Here is a 20209-nt window from a genome sequence, read left to right as displayed (position 1 = left end):
CTTTAGGAATTCTGCTCTTCTTAATAAATCAATCTTTTTAGCAGAGCATCCCCTGTCAATGTTCTATTTTATTCGTTTGTAAATAATCGGCTCATCATAACCAAAAGTTCTTTTCCCATTTACTTCCATGGACTCTGATACTTCCAATTGATTTTCAGTGAACTTTTCATGCAGAGAAAATTTCAATACGGGTGAAAACATACTTACACTTCCGCCTTCCCATGTATCACCTGATTTTCTGAAAAATGCAGGAGTAAATTTTGCAGAACACTTTAGCTGATCATAGTCGGCACCTTTGAAGATTTTGTAAGTAAAATTCTTTTTATCATATCCTTCCGGTATCTCATAAGAAATAAGCTTTATTGAATTGCTTTCTTCCATGAAAAGAAACAAATGTGAAGAAGAGCGGGTAGTTCCCTGTACAGAATAATAGCTCTCTTCAATCATAAATACGCCTTCGAAACCATTTGGGAGATTTGCAATTTTGGAATTACATATTGTATTGATATGCTTTGCATATGGATACTGTGGATTTGTCTTACTTATTTTTTCAAATTGATCCTTATTATCAAATTTTCCATTCAATAGCGTAACAAAATTTACCAAGTCAGCCATGATCTTATGCCTCCATAATTTTTATCATATAGTTTTCATTCACTATACACCTTCCATATAAAAGAGTCCATGTACAAAATAAGGGAATATATAAACAAAATGCATCAGTTAACAAACATCGGCAGAGGGGCATATCATTGTCCAATTGATATGCCCCTCTTTGTCTGAATTACTGTTCCATTTTATAAATTTACGCATAATATTTCGTACCACACCCTGTTTCTATGGCTGAATCAGGCTAATAAGAACGTTACTGTTAATTGTGTTTATATCTACTTAAGGCACGAATCAGTTTTTCTGACTCCAGTGGTTTGGTAAGATAATCGTCCATTCCAGACTTCAGTGCTTTAGTCTTATCTTCTGTAAAAGCATTGGCGGTCATAGCTATAATCACAACAGCAGATGCATCACTTCTGTTCATTGTACGTATTTCTCTGGTAGCTTCCAGGCCATCCATAACTGGCATCATAATATCCATCAGAATTACATTGACCTCACCAACACCTGATTTTGCAAATGCTTCAACAGCCTCCTTACCGTTTGAAGCCCTTATAATTTCTGCTCCTGCATTTGTCAGAAGGAATTCTGCAATTTCCATGTTCAATTCATTGTCTTCGGCCAAAAGGATTCTCATGCCTTCAATTGATACATCGTCTTCCTGGCTTTCTGCCTGCTTCATATCAGCAGAAATAAGGAATGGGAGCTGTACCATGAATGTGGTTCCTACATTTTTCTCGCTTTCAAATTTAATCGTACCGCCCATTTTCTCTATTAGTTTTTTTGTAATTGGCATACCAAGACCTGTTCCTCCATAAACAGATCTTGCACCGCCTGTTTCCTGAGTAAATGGTTCAAAAATATGGTTCTGAAATTCTTTACTCATTCCAACTCCGGTATCCTTGCAGTGAAACTCAAACAGTATATGCCTGTCATCCACCTGTGTTTCATAATAGCTAAGCAGTATTACTCCTTTTTCTTTATTGTATTTGACAGCATTACTTATGATATTCATAAGGATTCTTTTTAAACTTTAATCACAGCACTTTTGCATGCTCTGTCAATGTGTTTATTTCCATAAATAAATTTTTCTTTGTACCCATTATATGGTTCCAGTATTGATACGTCAATCCCATTAATGTGCCTTCTCTTCTTCACTCTTTGTGAAAGGAAGAGATTGCTAGCTTTTACCAATCACTCTGCCACTTCCACATCAAGTCTGCTTTGTTCTGGATTACCGAGCGGGTGATCATGTGCCAATCTGATACTGTTGACAATGAAAACAGGAGCCAGCTGCATTACAACTTAGCTCCTGTCCTGTACATCTTGACTATAGAATTAGTAAAAACAGATTATCGGGACATCATACTGAATAAGACTATAAAGCTGTCCGGCATTTTCTGGTGGAAGATTGATACATCCATGAGAACCACCTGTAAGATATCTGTCACCACCAAAGTACGGCTGCCAGTCTGCATCATGAAAGCCAATTCCTCCATTGAATGGCATCCAGTACGTTACCGGCTGTTCATAAGAATAGGTTCCATTTGCTGTCATTTCACCTCGCAGCACGGACGGACTGCTCTTTGAATTCAATGTGAATATTCCAGGGGGTGTTTTTCTATCCGGATCGCTTGGCAGTCCGGATACGATTTCTGATTGGAAAATAATATTTCCATTCTGATAATACCACATATACTGCTCTGTAAGATCTACCTCTATATATGTATCTCCGAGATCATTGATCCCGTGTGCATTTGCCCTCATAGAATACACCGGTTCCCTGGTTGTCTGGGTTCCTGACTGAATTTCCTGCATGAGCTGTGCTACTTCCTTGTCCTGATCAATCTTCCACCCATAGGCAGAACCATATACATACACAGTCCTTCCGCTCGTGGTCTGAAATTGTCTTTCAGTGCCAACTGTATCATGATCTGCTGCAAGCTGTGCCACATAATCCACTACGTGCTGCCGGAAGGCTTCATCATTCTGGAGCAGCTGCCCTTTCTCGTCAAACTGCAGCCAGTTTTTGATGGTATTCCCATCGAGTGTTACCGTTTCGTCTCCAAATGTATATGTGATATTTGCTTTTGTCAGGTTCTTATATGTATTTACCATATTCTGAAGTTCTGAACTTTCTTTCGTCACATCTGCTTTCTTATAAGCCTTTGGATCACTTTCCAGATTTACCTCTGCCGCATCGTTATCGATTGCCCTGCATATCATCTGATAAGCTTCTTTGGTATTTAATTCGTTGCCTTCCGTTTCTGGCACAATAGTGAATTCTGAGTTAACAAAACTTACATACGCATTTTCCGGTGCTATCTGATTCTCTTTTTTCGCACAATTTAATGAATTTACCTGTTCTTCCAGTTTCTCCCGGCTGAAAAAAGTCTCTTCTTGAACCATATAGTTTTTTGTTTCAAAAAGACTGCCGATCCATTCCCATGATTTCTGAGTTTTCAGCAGCTGGAGAACCGCACCGCTGGATACGTATTTATAATCAATGTCTTTTCCTGTAATGGCCTGCGGGTCCTGCATTCTTGCCCTTACCTGAATAGTATAGTTATCCTTTTTCCCAGCAATCTCCTGCTCAACCTCATATGCTGTCTTATTTGAACTGTCAATCCCATTGATGGTCGTCCCATAAAAGAAGTGATATGAGTAATAATAAGATATACCTGCATACATACAACAGCCTATAACAAAAATCATCAATATAATCAATATTACAATTTTCTTAATTTTATTTTTCTTCTTTTCTGAAAATATAATAGATCTGAATTCCGATTTATCCATCGGCACATACACAACTGAACCTGGTCTTGCCGATTTTGTGGTTCTCATTGACTGCCCTATCACTTCTTTTTGTCTCATATCCTACTTATCTTTCTTTGAATCACTTAGTTTTTTGCACTGTCTCACTGTCATTATCAAAATGTAATGTCTTATGATATTTCGCATTCTCCTCTAAAAGTTTTTTCCATTTCTGTCCATCCTCTTTTGTCGGATTATTAAAATTCTGCTGCCCCTTCAGTTCATCCATATACTGGATATAATCCAGGAAATAAATATCTACTGTCGAAATATCCCTGTCCTGAATTACGAAGTTATTACAGTTTCCAGTAGACTCATTATATGGAAGTGTGTTTCCGTTGGCATCAAGAGCTACCATGAAGCAGTCACTGTTGGATCCTTCCTTATAAAGTTCATTTACCGTCAGTTCATACGGAGAACGAATTACGGATTTGAGTCCGATACCAGCATCGTTTGTATCATTCAGTTCCAATACTTCTGTCCGGGAATCATCTACTGTAACCGGGATATCGAAACTCCAGTCACCTTCATATTTGTAGTAGCCGGCATCCCTTCCATAGTTTTCATCATCCGCTTCTGACCACTCATAGTCTGCTTCCAGCCCTCTTACCTTCGAGATATCCAGATGCAGATTAAAAGTATCCGGAATCTCAATATCTTTAATATATTTCTGATATGCTCCACCACGCTCAGATACTTTATTGATAAACTCTTCCAGCAGTGCATAACCTTCATCCGTCTGATCATCTAAGTCCGCCTGAGTTATTCCCATCTCATCCATTACCTGCTGTGTCATTTCATTGTATTTCTCATTATATTCCGTATAGTCTTTTGCCGCCTGAGCAAGATCATAACGGAAAATGCATGCATAGGTGTTGTCATCCAGAAACTGTCCTTCCACATGACCGTCGATCACCCGACTAGCTTCTGAATCAAAGTCCACACCTCCAGTCATATCCAGATCAATGACCGGTGTTCCACTTTCCGCCCTGGTTGACGTTTCTGGAAATGGCTTATCACTCTTAAACTGCATAGTTATATAGACTGCCTGGCTGTTGGCATATACCTCAGAACATGTAATTGTCAGCCCATCTGCTGTTTTAATGTAAGCATTCTCACTAGTGGCATTACCTGTCTTGTCCCCATCTGCTTCACTGCCATCTGCCGTTGTTCCATCAACGGATTCCAAGGTTGTTGCATAATCCGAAAAATCACCAAAGAAACTTACATTATCCTGCAAGATTTCAAAAAGCCCTCCTACAACCGGAATATTCTTTGCCATTACTGGATTGGTTGCACAGAATATAAATCCGACTGCCAGTACCGCTGCCATACCTCCTGCTACCCTGCCTCCAATTTTCATCCAGTGATATGGATCCTTTGGTGCTTTTTTCTGTAACACAGCATTATTTTCAATCAATCGATATGCCTGATTGATACGTTCATGCACGATTGCCGGCATTTCTGTATCCTTTTGAAGTTTTTCCTGGAAGTCTTTCTCATTATTATTTAAAGTCATCATTAAACACGTCCCTCCTTAACCTTATATCCATACATCTCTGCAATCTGTTTTCTACCACGATGAAGACGAGATTTCACAGTGCTTTCCTTCATATCCAGAGCGTCACTGATCTCCCGGACACTAAATCCTTCCATATAGTACAAAAGAACAACCAAACGATATTTGCTATCCAATGTTTCTAATACTTGTGCCCATTCCATTGCCGCATATTCTTCTTCGTGAAAAGGTGTTTCCGGCATCTGATCCGTATAAGTAACCAGCTTTTTCTTCTGTATCATGTCCTTACACTTGTTGATCAAGATTCGAATCATCCAAGTTTTAAAATATCTGTTCTGTTTCAGACTTTTCAGATTTTCATAACAGGAAAGAATCGTATCCTGTATTGCATCCGCAACATCTTCATCATTTTTCAGATATGCTGCCGCAATCTTATACATACTCTGTACATTCTCATCCATAAGTCGGCAGAAAGCATCTTTGTCGCCTTTCTTCGCTTTTCGTATCAAAACCTCATTCATTGTAGTTCCGGCTCTCCTATCTCAGACTAGTCATCCGTAGTATACTATAGAAGCTTCATTTATGTGCTTCTACTTATTAGACGTGCGAATCCCTAAAAAGGTTGCAAATATTTTTAAAAAAATTATCTCAGATAAAAACATCCCCGAAATCGTTCAGAATTTTTATGATCATCAGGTCCTATTAGGGTAGAAAAACAGCCATACCATGTGTTTTTACATGATACGGCTGTCTATAATTTCCAGGCCCTCAGGATAGATTAATTGAATCGCCACACTAAATGCTTCCTATACAGATCGGCAGCTATTTTAATCTCCTGTACGATTTTCTCTCTATCCTGTTGTTTTCCCATCTATCTTTTCCCAATCATCACTATAATATAAAAACAGCACCGGACAACTTTTTGTTATCCAGTGCCCATAATCTTAAAAAGCGGTTTTATGCTGGCTGTCAGCCGCGACATCCTTCCGAACGTCTAAAATGTCGCCGGTATCATTAAGTCCCCGGCGCGGACTCACCGTATCTCCCTGGTGTGGGCGTAATACCCTTCCGAGTATCAAATAGTCCCAGTAATTACCCTGCCCGGGCACAGTACAGCTTTTACGTGCCGCTACACGAAACCTTTTAGTTTAACTATATTATATGCGATACCCTAAGAAATATCAATAGTTTCTGGCAAAATCGATTGGCTGTATTTTATTGTACCCCATTACTTACCACTGTCTATGATTTTCAGGTCCTCAGGACAGATCAATCAAAAATCATATCCTCTGTCCCATCAGGTCTTAAAAATACTGTTTTTGAAATTCCATTACATTCCAGCGTTACTTTCTGCTCACAGGAAGAACAGAGGCGAACCCTGTGTATCCTGCCATCTCTCCATTCAAAATCAACTGTGATGGCACCCTGTGCCTTCATTCCCCGGACATTTCCGTCTTTCCATTCATCCGGAAGTGCCGGAAGTAACAGGATATACCCTTTCCTGCTCTGGATAAGCATCTCTGCAACCGCAGCTGCAAAGCCAAAGTTCCCATCGATCTGGAACGGTGGGTGTGCACACAGCATATTGGGATAAATGCCGCCTCCCACACAGGAAATATTTTCCTCCCTGGTATAACGGAGCTGGTTTTTCAAAAGCCCCAGTGCATGTTCCCCGTCCCGGAGTCTGGCCCAGAGGCAGGCCTTCCATGCCATACACCATCCGGTTCCTTCGTCCCCGCGCCTTTCCAGAGCCACCCGGCAGGCTTCCAGAAGCTCCGGGTTTTTTTCTGTGATCAGGTTTCCGGGATAAAGACCATACAGATGGGAAACATGGCGGTGATGGATCTCTGTTTCCGGATAATCCAGGAACCATTCCCGGATTTGTCCAAAGCTTCCCGTCTTAAATGGCGGCAGTTTTGAAAGTACCCGTTTTACATCCGCTGTCTCTCCCTCTATGCCCAGGATGTTACATATTTTCAGGTAGTACCCAAACAGTTCTTTCAGGATGCTGATATCCATGGTGGATGCCATTCCCACACTGTGGGATTTTCCATCTTCTCCACAGAAACGGTTTTCCGGGGAAGTGGAAGGCCCGGTAACATAGTATTCCCCATATGGGAACAGGAACCCAAGATAGAACTTTACGGCTCCCTCGATCACCGGATATGCTCTGTCTTTCAGGAAATCCAGGTCTTCTGTATAGCAGTAATGTTCCCAGAGATGCCGGCAGAGCCATCCCGAACTCATAGGCCACATAGAATAGGAACAGGGGTCCTCATCCTGCCCGAAATATCCAACAGGTCCGGAATGTCCCCAGATATCCAGGTTGTGGTGGCTCACCCATCCGGAAAGTCCATAGACCTCCCTGGCTGTCTCCCGTCCATCCTCTGCTGTCCGGCAGATCAGGTCAAAGAGTGGTTCCTGACATTCGCTCAGGTTGCATCTCTCAGCCATCCAGTAATTCATCTCCGTGTTGATATTAACGGTATAATTACTGCTCCAGGGGGCACGCATCCTGTTGTTCCAGATTCCCTGGAGGTTTGCACACTGGCTTCCCGGTCTGGAGGAACAGATCATCAGGTATCTGGCATAATGGAACATCATCTCTGCCAAACGGTTTTCCCTGGTGTCGTTCAGTGATAATTCCATACGGTTAAAATATTTATGGTATTCTCCCAGATGTCTTTTCTTCAGCTGTTCATAATCCGGATCTTCCAATACTTCCATACACTCTTTTTCCAGCTGTGGTGTATCTGCATTCCGTCCAAAATCTGTATTTCCTGTAAAATAAACAAATATGTCCTGTTCTCCCTCGATCAGGAGCTTACCATCACAGCATTTCACACTGCCCTGCGGTACAACAACCTTTACAGCCAGTGTAAACCGGATTCCTTTTCCGGCCTCATAAACAACCGGTTCCGGGCAGTCATAGTATGGCGGTGCCACATAAGAAGGTGCCCGTCCAGAAAGTAAAACGGTATCTTCACAGTTTTTTATTTTCTCATATCTGATCTCACTTTCCAGTGAAATCTCAAGATGAAGTTTCTGTTTATGGGCTGCCTGGAAATGGACTGCCAGCAGAGGATCTGCCATGCTCACAAACAGCTCCCTTTTATACCCTGCAGATGCCACTGTTTCCACCGCATGGTTCAAAGAGAGCTGGCGTACATATCCGCCGGGTGCCTGTCCGGACATCTGCAGACTCATATTGAGTCTGCCAGCCGGGAGGTAACTGTCCGTCCAGTCACCCAGGATATGTTTCCTACAATAATCTTCTGCTTCCTGATGCTTCTGGTCTTTAAGCAGCTTTCGCAGATGCCCAAGATCAGCATGGCCGTTTTTATTCAGCTTTGAACTGCCGTCACCGGACCATAAAGTATCAAGATTCAGTTCAAGTGTTTCATTTTCCAGACGGCCATAGGACATCACTCCAAGAGTTCCGTTTCCGAGCGGCAGTGCCTCATTCCAGGCTTCTGCCGGGCTTTTGTAGCTTAATATCCAATGGTCCATTCGTGTTATCCTCCTATATTAACATTATGTTATCTGTACTATTTTCATAAAAGTTGTAATGCGTCTTCATCTGCAACTATAGTTACATCGGGATGAAGCTGAAGAATTGAAGCCGGTACATTTGGAGTAATCGGTCCGTAAAGGGAATCATAAATAGCTTTTGCCTTAGATGAACCGGTAGCAATCAATAATATTTTCTTTGCGGACATGATATTCTTAATTCCCATAGTATACGCCTGCTTCGGTACATCATCTATGCTCTTAAAAAAACGGGCATTTGCCTTGATAGTACTTTCTGTAAGATTTACACAATGCGTTTCTTTTTCAAATGCTACTCCAGGTTCATTGAATCCAATATGACCATTTCCTCCAATTCCAAGAAGCTGCATATCAATCCCACCCACCATGGAAATTATCTTGTCATATTCTTTACAGGCATGCTCACTGTCTGCATCCATTCCGTCCGGAACATATGTATGGGATTTTTCAATATTTATATGGTCCAATAAATTTTGATCCATAAAATATCGGTAACTCTGATCATTGTCTGGAGACAAACCTTTATATTCATCCAAATTTACAGTAGTAATTTTTGAAAAATCAAGATCCCCTTTTTTATACCATTCGATCAACTGTTGATACATACCCACTGGTGTTGAACCAGTTGCTAAGCCCAGCACTGATCTAGGATTCATGATAATCTGTGCGGACATAATATTTGCTGCTTTTCTGCTAACATCCTTATAGTCTTTTCCTTTGTAAATAACCATATATACCCTCCTGAACGTCTGGTGACCCTGTGCCAGACAGATTCATCACTGAATTTGATACCATTTAATCTCGTTTGGTTCCATATGAAGTTCAAAACTGCTTCCATCTCCGATGTATACCGTTGTATCCTGCGGTTCATAAGTATTGTTCACAACACAGTATTTCTTATTTTTAACATATGCATGAACCTCAACATTATAATTTGAAGAATACCAGCAATAAAGTTCCTTCTCAGCAGATGCTGACCAGAGAACTGCTCTATAAAGTACACGGCTATTCTCGAAGCTATATGGAAGACCACTGATATAAACACCTCGTCCTTTTCCAAAGGTCTTTACAGCCATCTGTACTTCCTGATTTTTATGGATCAGAATTTCTGTTTCCGGCAATGCAAAAATATTTTTCTTGCCTTCACCAAAATCAACATCGCCCTCTGTATCCTGAAGGATAAAGTGATCTCTATGCTCATCCCAGTTATATTTATCAGTATTTAAGTTGAATCCTCGTTCTTCTTCTACACCAAGGATATCATCCAACTGGAAGAATTTACCCTGCCACTGATGAGCAGCTGGTTCCCCTACTCCTATAAATCCTCCACCATTATAGACAAATTCTCTGATGGCAGTACTGATTGTTTCATCAATCCAGTTTTCGCCACCTGTCTGTGCAGTGTCTGCATCTCCTACGTTAATGATCACATCAAAATTTTTCAACAGTTCTCTGTTTTCACGGATATCATCAAAGCTAATAAAGGATACATCAAACGGTGCACCACTTAATGCCTCTATAATTCCAAAATAAGAATAATTCTGCTTGTAATAAATCGCATGATGTACCATGTGATTTCCCCAGGAACGCATTTTACCCCAGCAATTCAGAACTGCTACACGTTTCACACAATACGGAGTAGTTCCCTGAATATTATCATATAAAGTACGGAATTCATCACAAACCTCCTGGATATACTGCACAAAATCCGGAAATTCCAGAGCAAGTTTCAGGTATCCGCCATATCCGATTCTCTGAATCGGGCTTCTCAGAATGGCTCTCCTTGCTGTTACCCAGTTCACTTTTGCTTCCTTTACCGGATCTCCACCCTCATGGAATGTATCTGGAAAGAAATACGGAAGAAATCTTCCTTCTGTATATTTAACATTCTTGATATCGCTGAACAAACGCAGGGTTGCTCCATTTCCCACACTTCCTACAACCGCATCCAATCCAATAGATGCAAATTCATCCATAAATGGTTCCATACCGATCCAGTGGTCACCCATAAACATCATGGCTTCTTTTCCATACTCATGAACAATATCAACCATCTCTTTAGCCAGTTTAGCCACTTCTCTTCTCTGGAAAGCCTGGAAATCCTGAAATTCTTTTGAAGGAATACGATATGTATTATTCATATATCCCTGATCGATGATAAATTCCGGGCGGAATTTATATCCAACTTCCTTTTCAAACTGTTCCAGGATATAAGGACTGACGGAGGCTGAATAACCAAACCAGTCAACATATTTTTCTCTTGCCAGTTCGTCAAAGATCAGGGTAAACTGGTGAAAAAATGTAGTAAATCTTACGACATCTACATAATCATGGTTTTCAAGGAATTTTCTGAGCCGCAACATAGAATGTGCTTTTGTCTTGGGCTGCCGTACATCAAAAGTAATCTGTGGTTCAACATCTTTCCATTCATTGACAACTGCATTATACATATGTACAGGATCCCACATGATATAAGCCAGAAAACTTACGGTATATTCATGGAATGCAATTGAAGGATGTATAACAACATTTCCGCTCTTTTCATCATAAGACCAATATTTTGTATCAACTGTTTCACTGGTAGTACGATCAATTACTTCCCACCATCTCTGAATGTCATCTCTTGTGTTCACAGCAAGCATGTCCGGATAGAGATGATCCATGAGATGTATCTCAAGTGTATCTGAAACAGCTGTATGGAATGACGTCATAATATACATCTGCTGTATTTCATCTGAATTTTCTTTTGCCCACTTATTATCTTTTCGGGTTGTATAATACGTAGCATAAATTTTTGCTCCTGTATTTTTGAGTTTTTCCGGAAACTCTGTTCCATCGCAGTCTCTTATTGCATCAGCTCCCCATTTATCTAACATTTCCAGTGTCTGTGGAACCACATCCAGATCTGTTGGTATTGTTACTCTGCCTTTTCTCTGAGTCATCTTACTTTCCGTCCTCCTTGATTATTGTAATTTTATTATTTTTTAAAGTAACTGTCCCATCCTGCATACTTTCCCTTATCAGTGGAACTTCACGTCTCATATAGAATTCATTTTCAGTCACAAGGGCATCCGGATTACATGCCGGACTGATAATCCCTCCCAGATCATCATAACTGATATTTTTACGGAAGATATTATGAACAGCTTCCTCCATACAGAACATAATGCAACCGCCCTCATTTGACCGGCTGGAATTATACTCATATAAGGTACCATCTCCGGAATCTGCATCATATGCCATACCATCCTGGTTCAGTCTGGTATCTGTAACTTCATTGTAACAGAACCGGGCATTTTTACATTTCCATGGCCATATGGCAGCCGCTACCTTTCCCATTCTGTCTTCCGGATATCGATACACAGAATCATTCATCTCTTTTGCACAGCTATCTGCAATATTATGTTCTGTCAATGGCTCAAGGGAATACATAGGAGTAATGGCATCTCCTCCTGCCTGGCTGACATAGCAATTGCGTATGATTATATTCTCATGTCCGTATTTCCTGAAAGTTTCTTCATCAAGCTCTACCCCGGAAAACTTCTGATGCTGATAAGTATATCCCACAGCAATTCCCCACCGGCTGACTCTCCACACAGTACAATTCTCTACAGTGATCCCGTCATATCTTGCGACTCCTGTTTTTTCTTCATTGTCCGGTGTTAAGGCAGTCATATAAATACCGCCATTGTTCATATGCTTGTTATAAACGTTTCCTGTAACATCATGAACCCATACATCTCGTATGGTGATGTCATGAAGTGTTCCACCGTTTTTCGCCACTACAGCAATGCCGGTTCTGTCCATTTTGTGTGGTGCCGCATATTCTTCTATGTTTGTGTATGGAGATGAGTTTGTTATGATCAGATCATGAACCAAAATATATTCCACATCATAAAGAAGTAAGGCAGATGATACTTCTCCTTTATATACATGAGATGGCGAATCCAGAGGTGTGCCATAATCCTGATACCATATTCCGCTGCCATTTGAATGAATGCACGGCATGGTTCCTTCTCCATAAGTACCGATTTCAATTCTGTCAGATCTGGTTCCTTTGCCCTTTATATGCAGGTACTGGTTTTCAAAAACAGATCCTCTTTCCAGTAAAACACGATCACCTGGGTTTAATTCCAGATTATTAATCCTGTCCAGGGATCCAAATGCTGTTTCCGGTGTTTCACCATTCTTACAGTCATCTCCATTAATGCTGCTTACGTAATATGTTTTGAATTTCCTGCTCATATTCCTTCTCCCGTATCCGTTTCCTTATTACCATGGCAACTTCATCATAGGAAAAACTGTCACCCTGGTAACGGGTAAACAGTTCCCGATGCTCATTCCAAAATGAAACCATGTCTTTGGAAGTAATCATTGAATAATTATAACTTCTTTTGATCAAAGCTTTCTCTGCGACAAAATCCAGTCGGAATCTTGTCAGCTCATACTGTATATATGCAGGCACTGAGAAATTACTCAGACCATAAACAGTAATTCCTTTTTCAAGAAGTTCTTTTCTTTTTTCATTTTCCAATATGCGTCTGCGTTCTACTGCTTCCAGAGTGTCATCAGCAATCTGCCCTAACTGTGCAGCAAATTCCAGGCAGGCCTGTATATAGTTCATTTCGTCATCATTCATAAAATCATAATTATTTAACATTATTCTGTAATCTCCCGTTATCCCTTGTTGCAGAGTCCGGTTCTGCGGAGTTCCGTTTCCTACAGTATCTATAAAAATACTGACTTGGTAATATCCATGTATTTTTTTATCTTTCGTAAAATAAAAATCCCTGACATCCGTTACAATCCGAGTGCCAGGGATTTTAATGATCAGCCTTTAACCGCTCCGACCATAATACCTTTTGAGAAATATTTCTGCATAAATGGATATAATGCAAAAATTGGTAAGGAAGCCAGGACAGTTATTGTCATACGAATTCCTTTTGGAGAAATAGCCGCCATTGCCTGCGTCATATCAGCTCCACTGGATGCAGTCTTTAACTGTTCTGCCAGTCTTTGTGCCTCATTGAGATAGTTATACAATAAGTACTGTAATGTTGTCAGTGATTCATTGGCACGAGTATAAATATGATTATCAAACCATGAGTTCCACTGGCCTACAGCAACAAAGACTACAACTGTTGCAATGATTGGTTTGCAAAGTGGAAGTATAATTTTGAAAAAGCAGGTTATATATCCGGCCCCATCCAGAGCAGCAGATTCTTCCAGTGCTGGAGGAAGCTGTTCTATGTATGTTTTGATCAATATCATATTGTAGGCTGAAATCATTGTAGGTAAAATATATACCCAGAAATTGTTTAACAATCCATAGGATTTTATTACAATATATGTTGCGATCATACCACCACTAATATACATGGTAAATACAACAAAACGATATAATATCTTTCTTGCCGGCATTTTATCTTTTGTGAAAAGATAAGCAAGGAATGAACAGCAGAATACGGATAACCCCGTTCCTACTACTGTTCTCAGCACAGACATTCCTAATGCCGGAAAGAAACCCTTCAGTGTGAGAATTTCTTTATAGTTACTGAGTGTAAATCCAGACGGAAGTATCACAGGAGGATTTACAGATGCTGCTGTTGTGTCACTGAATGAATAGCATAACACGTACCAAAACGGATAAATACAAACCAGTGCAAGCAGTATCATCAGCAAAGAATCAAACACAAGAAATGCTTTTCTTGATGGTGAAGTTTTAATTTTCATTTTGCCCATAATTGTCTCTCCTTTAGATAACTGCTTTGCCTCTGATCTTTTTGGCAACCAGATTTGCTACCACAACCAACGAGATACTTACAAGAGACTTCACAACGCTGATGGCCACACCATAAGAATAGTCCATATTCTGAAGACCAATCCTGTAAGTGTAAAGATCGAGAACCTCGATATTTGGTGCTGTTAGTGAGTTCTTAAACAGAAGATACTGTTCATATCCTGTGTTAAGGAAGTTACCTACATTCAAAATGAATAACACCACAAAGGTCTCCATCATTGCAGGTAATGTTACATGAAGAGCACATTGAAGATATCCAGCTCCATCTACCCTTGCTGCTTCATACTGTTCCTGGTCAATTCCCGAAATAGCTGCCATATAGATAATGGAGTTCCATCCCAATGTTTTCCATTGCAACAGGAAGGACTGAAACCAATATACTGCTTCATTTGAGCCCAGCAGGGAATTGGAAGCATCTCCAATTCCCAATGCTGTTGCCAAACCTGTTACAATTCCATCAGAGGCGAACAATGCTGTAGCGAGGGAAAATATAATGACCCAGCTGATGAAATTGGGGAGGGTTGTAAAGGTCTGCGTAAATTTCTTGATTGGGCCATTTCTTAATTCATTAAGCAAAATAGCCATAAACATTGGCAACGGTGTCAAACAAATGTTAATAAGTGCGAAAATAAATGTATTTTTCAATGATCGTAATACATTGTCATCATTAAAAATCAGTTTAAAATAATCCAGGCCAACAAAATCGCAATCAAAAATACTTACTCCAGGTACATAATCAAAAAATGAATAAATCCATCCAAAAATCGGAACATAGCTAAACAAAAAGACTATGACGATAAATGGCATTGCCATCCAAAGCAATTTATAATCTTTCGGTGCTTTTTCCACCAATGCCCTTTTCCGGTTCATAAGCATGCTCCCTTCTTTATTTGCTTTCCAGCTTGTCAATTGAACTCTTTGAAGTCTCCCATGCATTCTGCCACCATTCAATAGACTCTTCTACGCCAGCGTCTGCAAGCTGCTGTAATAAGGCTTCCTTTGCAGACTGGAAAGCTTCATCGGATTCTGCCTGTACAAGACCCGGCAGAGCATTTTCAGTAAGTTCAATACAGTTGCTGTCTATACGAGTAATATTTTTCGGTGTTATCTCAAGGCACATACGAATCGTTGGATTAGCATCACTAAGATCCATGCTTGTGCCATCCTCGATACGCTTCTTCAGAAGATCGCTTGGTAAATCAATATCAAACTGTTTACAGAGATCCTGCTCAGCTGTGGTAAGGTTCGCTTTCATGACGTCTTCATCATTCCAAAGATTTACAAGACCACCATCTGGTAATACATCATTGTAATCCCATCCAACAAGATTATCTGTACCACTATCGCTGATGCCGCTTGCTTTCCATTCATCTGTACGGCTGCTGTCAGTCTTCATGCTCATTGTATCCTCTGTTAAATGAGGTTTTCCATCATCGCCTTTTTCCCAACGTCCCTCAATACCAGATTCTGCACTTCTGGCAAACTCACTGCTCTGCAGATAATCAAGTACCATAACTGCTCTTTCAATATTTGGTGAATGAGAGGACACAAACAGATATTTTCCTGTCCATCCGGCTTTGTTTGGCTCATTGACCCATCCCAGTTTAGATGGTAACGCAATGTATTCCTTGTCTGTTCCCTTGTTATTTGTATTATAAGTTCCATAGAACCAGTTTACAGTTCCACCAAGATACTGACCTTTTGTATATTTTTCTGTGAGATCTTCACCCTGGGTAATGAAATTATCCGGATCCAGCAGGCCTTCTCTGTAAAGTTTATTATAGAATTCCACACCTGACCAGAATGGAGTTTTTACATCTTCGTCTTTATCATAAACATCCACTACTAAATCATTAGTTTTTGCATCTTGGACATACAGACCATCCTCAAGGTTTACATATCCTTCTCCCAGGCATCCTTTGAAGAAATAAGTATGAAGATCCGAATCATTATAGGCACTCATTGCATAGGTTTCTAAGCCATCCTCTGTTTTTGGATAGATCTCTTTCATCGCTTTTAATGCCTCGATATAATCATCATCGTTGTTAATTTCTGGGCATCCTATCTGCTTATATAAATCCCAACGAACTACATAGCCTGTCGGAATTACAGAACCATAATTTTTCTCGGCATTGTCTGTAACTACATGCGGAGTAACGAAGTATTGCGTATCATCGCCATCACTCTTAAAGTTCTGCATAATTGTGTTTCTATAATTCATGTCGTCTGAAAAGATATTTGGCGCAATATTTTTATAATCCAACAGATTTACTGCATGCTTTCCTTTTAAGACACCTTCAATATTTGCATCTGCAATCTGTACAATATCTGTGGTATTTCCACCAGACAGATCCAGATTCAGGCTTTCCTGATCATACGGTTTTACCGTAATAGTGCAATTAAATTTTTCCTCAACCGCCTTAATCACTTCAGTCGGCCAGGTTGTCGTTGCAGAATCAAACAGTGACAATCCGCCAATTGAAATATCTACTTTTTCTGACATATCTACATCATCAGAACTTTTGGCAGTAGTTTTGCTAGTTGATGCACTCTCCTTGCTTGAACCACATCCTCCAAGGCAAGATACAACCAGAGCAGTTGCACCTAAAACTGCTGTCATTTTCTTTAATTTCATAACCTTTTACCCTCCTAGCTGTCATTTTATATTAGACAGTTCACGATTTATCTCCGTCATACCGTGTACCCTGCTGTCTTCCTTTTTGACTTTGATAGTTGCTTTTAACTGGCCAGTTAAATGTTTTTAAAATCTCATCTGCCTAAGATGCTATTATTTTAACATGGTAAAAGCTTTGATTAAATGTTCATTCTTACTTGATGCTTAACGGATTTTTCGTTTTTTTACATTTTCTTCACTGTTTTTGACCCATTTTATTATTCGTCATTGTGCATCATAAAATAAGTCAATTATTTTCATATTGTTGTAATGTTGAATATATTTTCTTTTTGAACATTAGATTTTTTCTACATTTTTGTGCTTTTAGGAAAACTAACCTCAACAATAAATCCAAGTTTCCTGTTCGATTCAACTCTCATACTGCCCTGGTCACCATATAACAAATTAAGCCGTTTATAAACATTGGCCATTCCAATATGGTCAGATGCCTTAGAAAAAGTTTTCATTTTCATATATATTTCTTTTAACTGAATCTCATCAAAAAATACTCCGCTATTAATCACCTTCACCTCTATGCGTTCATTACATTCTATGATTACATTTATAGTACGTATCTCTTCTGAACTGCTTCCATGCGCAAAGCAATTCTCAATAAGCGGCTGCAAAATAAGTCGCGGAAATACCAGATCATACCACTCTTTTGAGCAGTTCATACTGTATTCCATGTCATGGCCAAATCTGAGCTGCATCATTGCTACATAATTATCAAGAAATTCTATCTCATTTTCAATTTTCCAGGTGAGACTGGGATTTCGAAGCATGGGAGTAATAATCTTTCCTAGTGTGACCAGTGTGTCTGCAACAATCTTGTTATTTGTCATCATGGCCATCCAACGAATGGAATTAAGCGAATTTAATAAAAAATGTGGATTCATCTGATATTGAAGTGCAAGAAGTTCTTCTTTTGTTTTTTCCCTTTCCACCAGTTTCAATCTTTCAATATAATCCTTAATGCTTTGCGCTGTATAATACAATTCTTCATTTAGCCGATCAAGCTCCTTCCAGCCAAGCTTTTGAGGCTTATCTATCTCAAACTCCTGGTATCTGACATGGTGCATGTTTTTCATCAACAGTTCAATTGGTCTGGTATATTTTCTACTCCATACAATTGACACAAATGCAGTGGATAGTATTGCAGCCAAACAAATAAGCACCCCGAAATTTCTGATATCTTTTGCGTCCTTCATATATTCCTGTTTTGGTATCATGTCGCATAATTTCCAATTATAAATATCAAGGTCATATTCAATATTTTGCGTATCGCTACCTGTTTTGAGCTGTTCTCCAAGTAACTTTTCCCCGACATTTGATATTATCTGATTATTTCCGTCTACTAAAACTGCTGTACTATCATCAAAGGCTACTGACCTATATGTACTTTGAAGATCACTTTCACTGACAGCAACAATAAGATATCCATCCTTTTCCAGTTCACTGCTCTCCCCCAGTGCTTTTATACCTATGAGCGAAGCATTTTGGCTCATCAATCGCAACGGGCTTTCATTATTTAGGTTCAGTTCCCAGCTGGGGATCCATGTTGTATAGGGATATGCATCTTTGCTTTGTTTGAGTACCTTCAGCAAATTTCCAGATATTTGAGTGTTACCAGTCCTGTTTTTACGTAATACAGACGATACAATCCCCCATCCATCTCCGCGCAAAAATCCAAGTGCAGAAACTTCCCTGTTTACAGACATTTCATTAATAAAGCTATCCGTTATTTTCACCTTTAATTCATTACTTTCAATGTCCGTTTCCGGATAATTATTCTCAAAATCCCATATCAGATCATTTGTCACATATTTATCCAAGCATAACTCTGCATTTTTCAAAACATTTTTCAGATTTTTTTCAGCCTGTTCAAATGTCATTAGTACTACCTTTTCATTCCCTGTTTCTATTTTTGCAACAAAGTAATGATATGTAATATAGAATAAAATACTTAATATCACAATAAAACTTCCTAATATTGAGATAAGTACCTTCTGTCTCCAGTCCATTCGTTTCACTGATTTGTTTTTCTCCATCTAGCCGGTGATTCTCCTGTCTTCTTTTTAAAGTACCTTGAGAAATATTCTAAATTCTGAAACCCATGTTTTTGAGCGATTACAACAATCTTCTCATCACTGTTCTTTAAATCCTTCATTGCCTCTTCCAACCGGATTTCATTTAGATATTCTATATAATTCTTACCTGTCTGCTGTTTGAACAAATACGAAAAATAACTTCCTGATAGGCCTATTATTCTTGAAATATCCTTCAGGCTAAGATTTTCCTGATAATGTTCCTCCATATAAGATATTGATTTCTGAATCAATGCTTTTCCGCTGTTATCATCATAGTCTATATTAAATTGCTGTACATATGCACGATCAAACCAGTCCTTCAGACTTTCTGATTCCTTCCTATTACAATATGTGATCACAAAACGAACCCCCAGAAAATCCTCAATGGAACTGTTAATCCTTTTTATTCGCTCATCTATATTTCGTTCTTCATGTTCATAGAATATAATAAATTCTTTTTCTTTTAACGGAATCAGCAGTTTATTTGGCAACTGACGTCTTACAAGTTCATATATAAACTCCATTGCCAATGCATTGATTTTTGTCTGATCTTCATCTTTTAGGCTGAACAACAGCATATACTCCATGAAATCAGTCTTTTCCCATGTACAGTTTGCTATTTTACCTAATAAGAACTTTGAAATATGCGTCTCTAACGTATCATTGCTACTTTCCGCTTTATCCGTTTTTCTTCCTATTCTGATCAGATATTCCTGTACATTCTGCAATGCATCGCACACCTCATCAATACTGATACTTGCCTTTAAAACATAAGCATTAATATTATAAGGAATTAGTTTCCTTAACGTTTCGAAATCATTCATACATGATACTACAACAATGGCACAATCTTTATCAATCTGTCTTACTCTTTTGACAAGTTCTACACCATCCATTCCTTCCATACGAAGATCCGTTATCAAGACATCAGGACGAATTGACTCAAATAACCGGAAAGCTTCTATTCCGTTTTCAGCCAGTGCAGATAATTCCATCTGATATTTACTCCAGGGAATAGAGTTCTGTAATCCTAAGCGCACTAATAATTCATCTTCTGCAAATAATACTTTATACATTTCCTTCCCCCATAAAACATTAAAATATTGCGGTTCTTGGCTTGAATATTAAAGGACCAGAAACAAAACTGTATC

Annotated in this window: 15 protein-coding genes; all 15 read right to left on the bottom strand. The window is 39.3% G+C overall.

Going from position 1 to position 20209, the window contains the following annotated elements; genetic code table 11:
* Nucleotides 1-63 precede the first annotated feature (63 nt).
* Entirely contained in the window at nt 64-615 is a 552-nt protein-coding gene (locus BN3261_RS06255) for a hypothetical protein (protein WP_059085759.1), read from the bottom strand.
* A 256-nt stretch (nt 616-871) separates the two neighbouring features.
* Entirely contained in the window at nt 872-1633 is a 762-nt protein-coding gene (locus BN3261_RS06250) for an ATP-binding response regulator (protein ID WP_268872681.1), read from the bottom strand.
* Nucleotides 1634-1950: 317 nt separating this feature from the next.
* A complete protein-coding gene (locus tag BN3261_RS06245; protein WP_227589060.1) occupies nt 1951-3303 on the bottom strand; it encodes a L,D-transpeptidase family protein in 1353 nt (450 codons plus the stop codon).
* A gap of 208 nt (nt 3304-3511) precedes the next feature.
* On the bottom strand, nt 3512-4951 hold the full coding sequence (locus BN3261_RS06240) for a DUF4179 domain-containing protein (RefSeq protein WP_059085757.1): 1440 nt from the start codon (nt 4949-4951) through the stop codon (nt 3512-3514).
* The gene (locus tag BN3261_RS06235; RefSeq protein WP_005423085.1) at nt 4951-5469 is read right to left on the bottom strand and encodes an RNA polymerase sigma factor; all 519 of its coding nucleotides are present in this window, start codon (nt 5467-5469) and stop codon (nt 4951-4953) included. Before BN3261_RS06235 ends, BN3261_RS06240 begins: the two co-directional genes overlap by 1 nt.
* Before the next feature lie 748 nt (nt 5470-6217).
* Nucleotides 6218-8458 carry a glycoside hydrolase family 95 protein gene (locus tag BN3261_RS06230; protein ID WP_059085756.1) on the bottom strand — a complete coding sequence of 747 codons (2241 nt, stop codon included), beginning with the start codon at nt 8456-8458 and terminating at the stop codon, nt 6218-6220.
* 44 nt (nt 8459-8502) lie between these two features.
* The gene (gene nagB / locus BN3261_RS06225; RefSeq protein WP_059085755.1) at nt 8503-9228 is read right to left on the bottom strand and encodes a glucosamine-6-phosphate deaminase; all 726 of its coding nucleotides are present in this window, start codon (nt 9226-9228) and stop codon (nt 8503-8505) included.
* Between the two features lie 45 nt (nt 9229-9273).
* Entirely contained in the window at nt 9274-11439 is a 2166-nt protein-coding gene (gene gnpA, locus BN3261_RS06220; RefSeq protein WP_059085754.1) for a 1,3-beta-galactosyl-N-acetylhexosamine phosphorylase, read from the bottom strand.
* A gap of 1 nt (nt 11440) precedes the next feature.
* Nucleotides 11441-12742, bottom strand: a complete 1302-nt coding sequence (locus tag BN3261_RS06215; protein ID WP_059085753.1) for a right-handed parallel beta-helix repeat-containing protein — start codon at nt 12740-12742, stop codon at nt 11441-11443.
* The gene (locus tag BN3261_RS06210) at nt 12702-13157 is read right to left on the bottom strand and encodes a hypothetical protein (RefSeq protein WP_059085752.1); all 456 of its coding nucleotides are present in this window, start codon (nt 13155-13157) and stop codon (nt 12702-12704) included. Before BN3261_RS06210 ends, BN3261_RS06215 begins: the two co-directional genes overlap by 41 nt.
* A 170-nt stretch (nt 13158-13327) precedes the next feature.
* On the bottom strand, nt 13328-14287 hold the full coding sequence (locus BN3261_RS06205; RefSeq protein WP_235812347.1) for a carbohydrate ABC transporter permease: 960 nt from the start codon (nt 14285-14287) through the stop codon (nt 13328-13330).
* Nucleotides 14253-15167, bottom strand: a complete 915-nt coding sequence (locus BN3261_RS06200; RefSeq protein ID WP_059086883.1) for an ABC transporter permease subunit — start codon at nt 15165-15167, stop codon at nt 14253-14255. Before BN3261_RS06200 ends, BN3261_RS06205 begins: the two co-directional genes overlap by 35 nt.
* A 16-nt stretch (nt 15168-15183) precedes the next feature.
* A complete protein-coding gene (locus BN3261_RS06195) occupies nt 15184-16932 on the bottom strand; it encodes a type 2 periplasmic-binding domain-containing protein (protein ID WP_059085750.1) in 1749 nt (582 codons plus the stop codon).
* Between the two features lie 347 nt (nt 16933-17279).
* A complete protein-coding gene (locus tag BN3261_RS06190) occupies nt 17280-19019 on the bottom strand; it encodes a sensor histidine kinase (protein WP_059085749.1) in 1740 nt (579 codons plus the stop codon).
* Nucleotides 18998-20134, bottom strand: coding sequence for a response regulator transcription factor (locus BN3261_RS06185; protein WP_059085748.1), 1137 nt, complete (start codon nt 20132-20134; stop codon nt 18998-19000). Before BN3261_RS06185 ends, BN3261_RS06190 begins: the two co-directional genes overlap by 22 nt.
* Nucleotides 20135-20209: the final 75 nt, after the last annotated feature.

The organism is Blautia massiliensis (ex Durand et al. 2017), assembly GCF_001487165.1.
Taxonomy (GTDB): Bacteria; Bacillota; Clostridia; order Lachnospirales; family Lachnospiraceae; genus Blautia_A; species Blautia_A fusiformis.
This window is presented reverse-complemented; position numbering and strand designations above follow the sequence as displayed.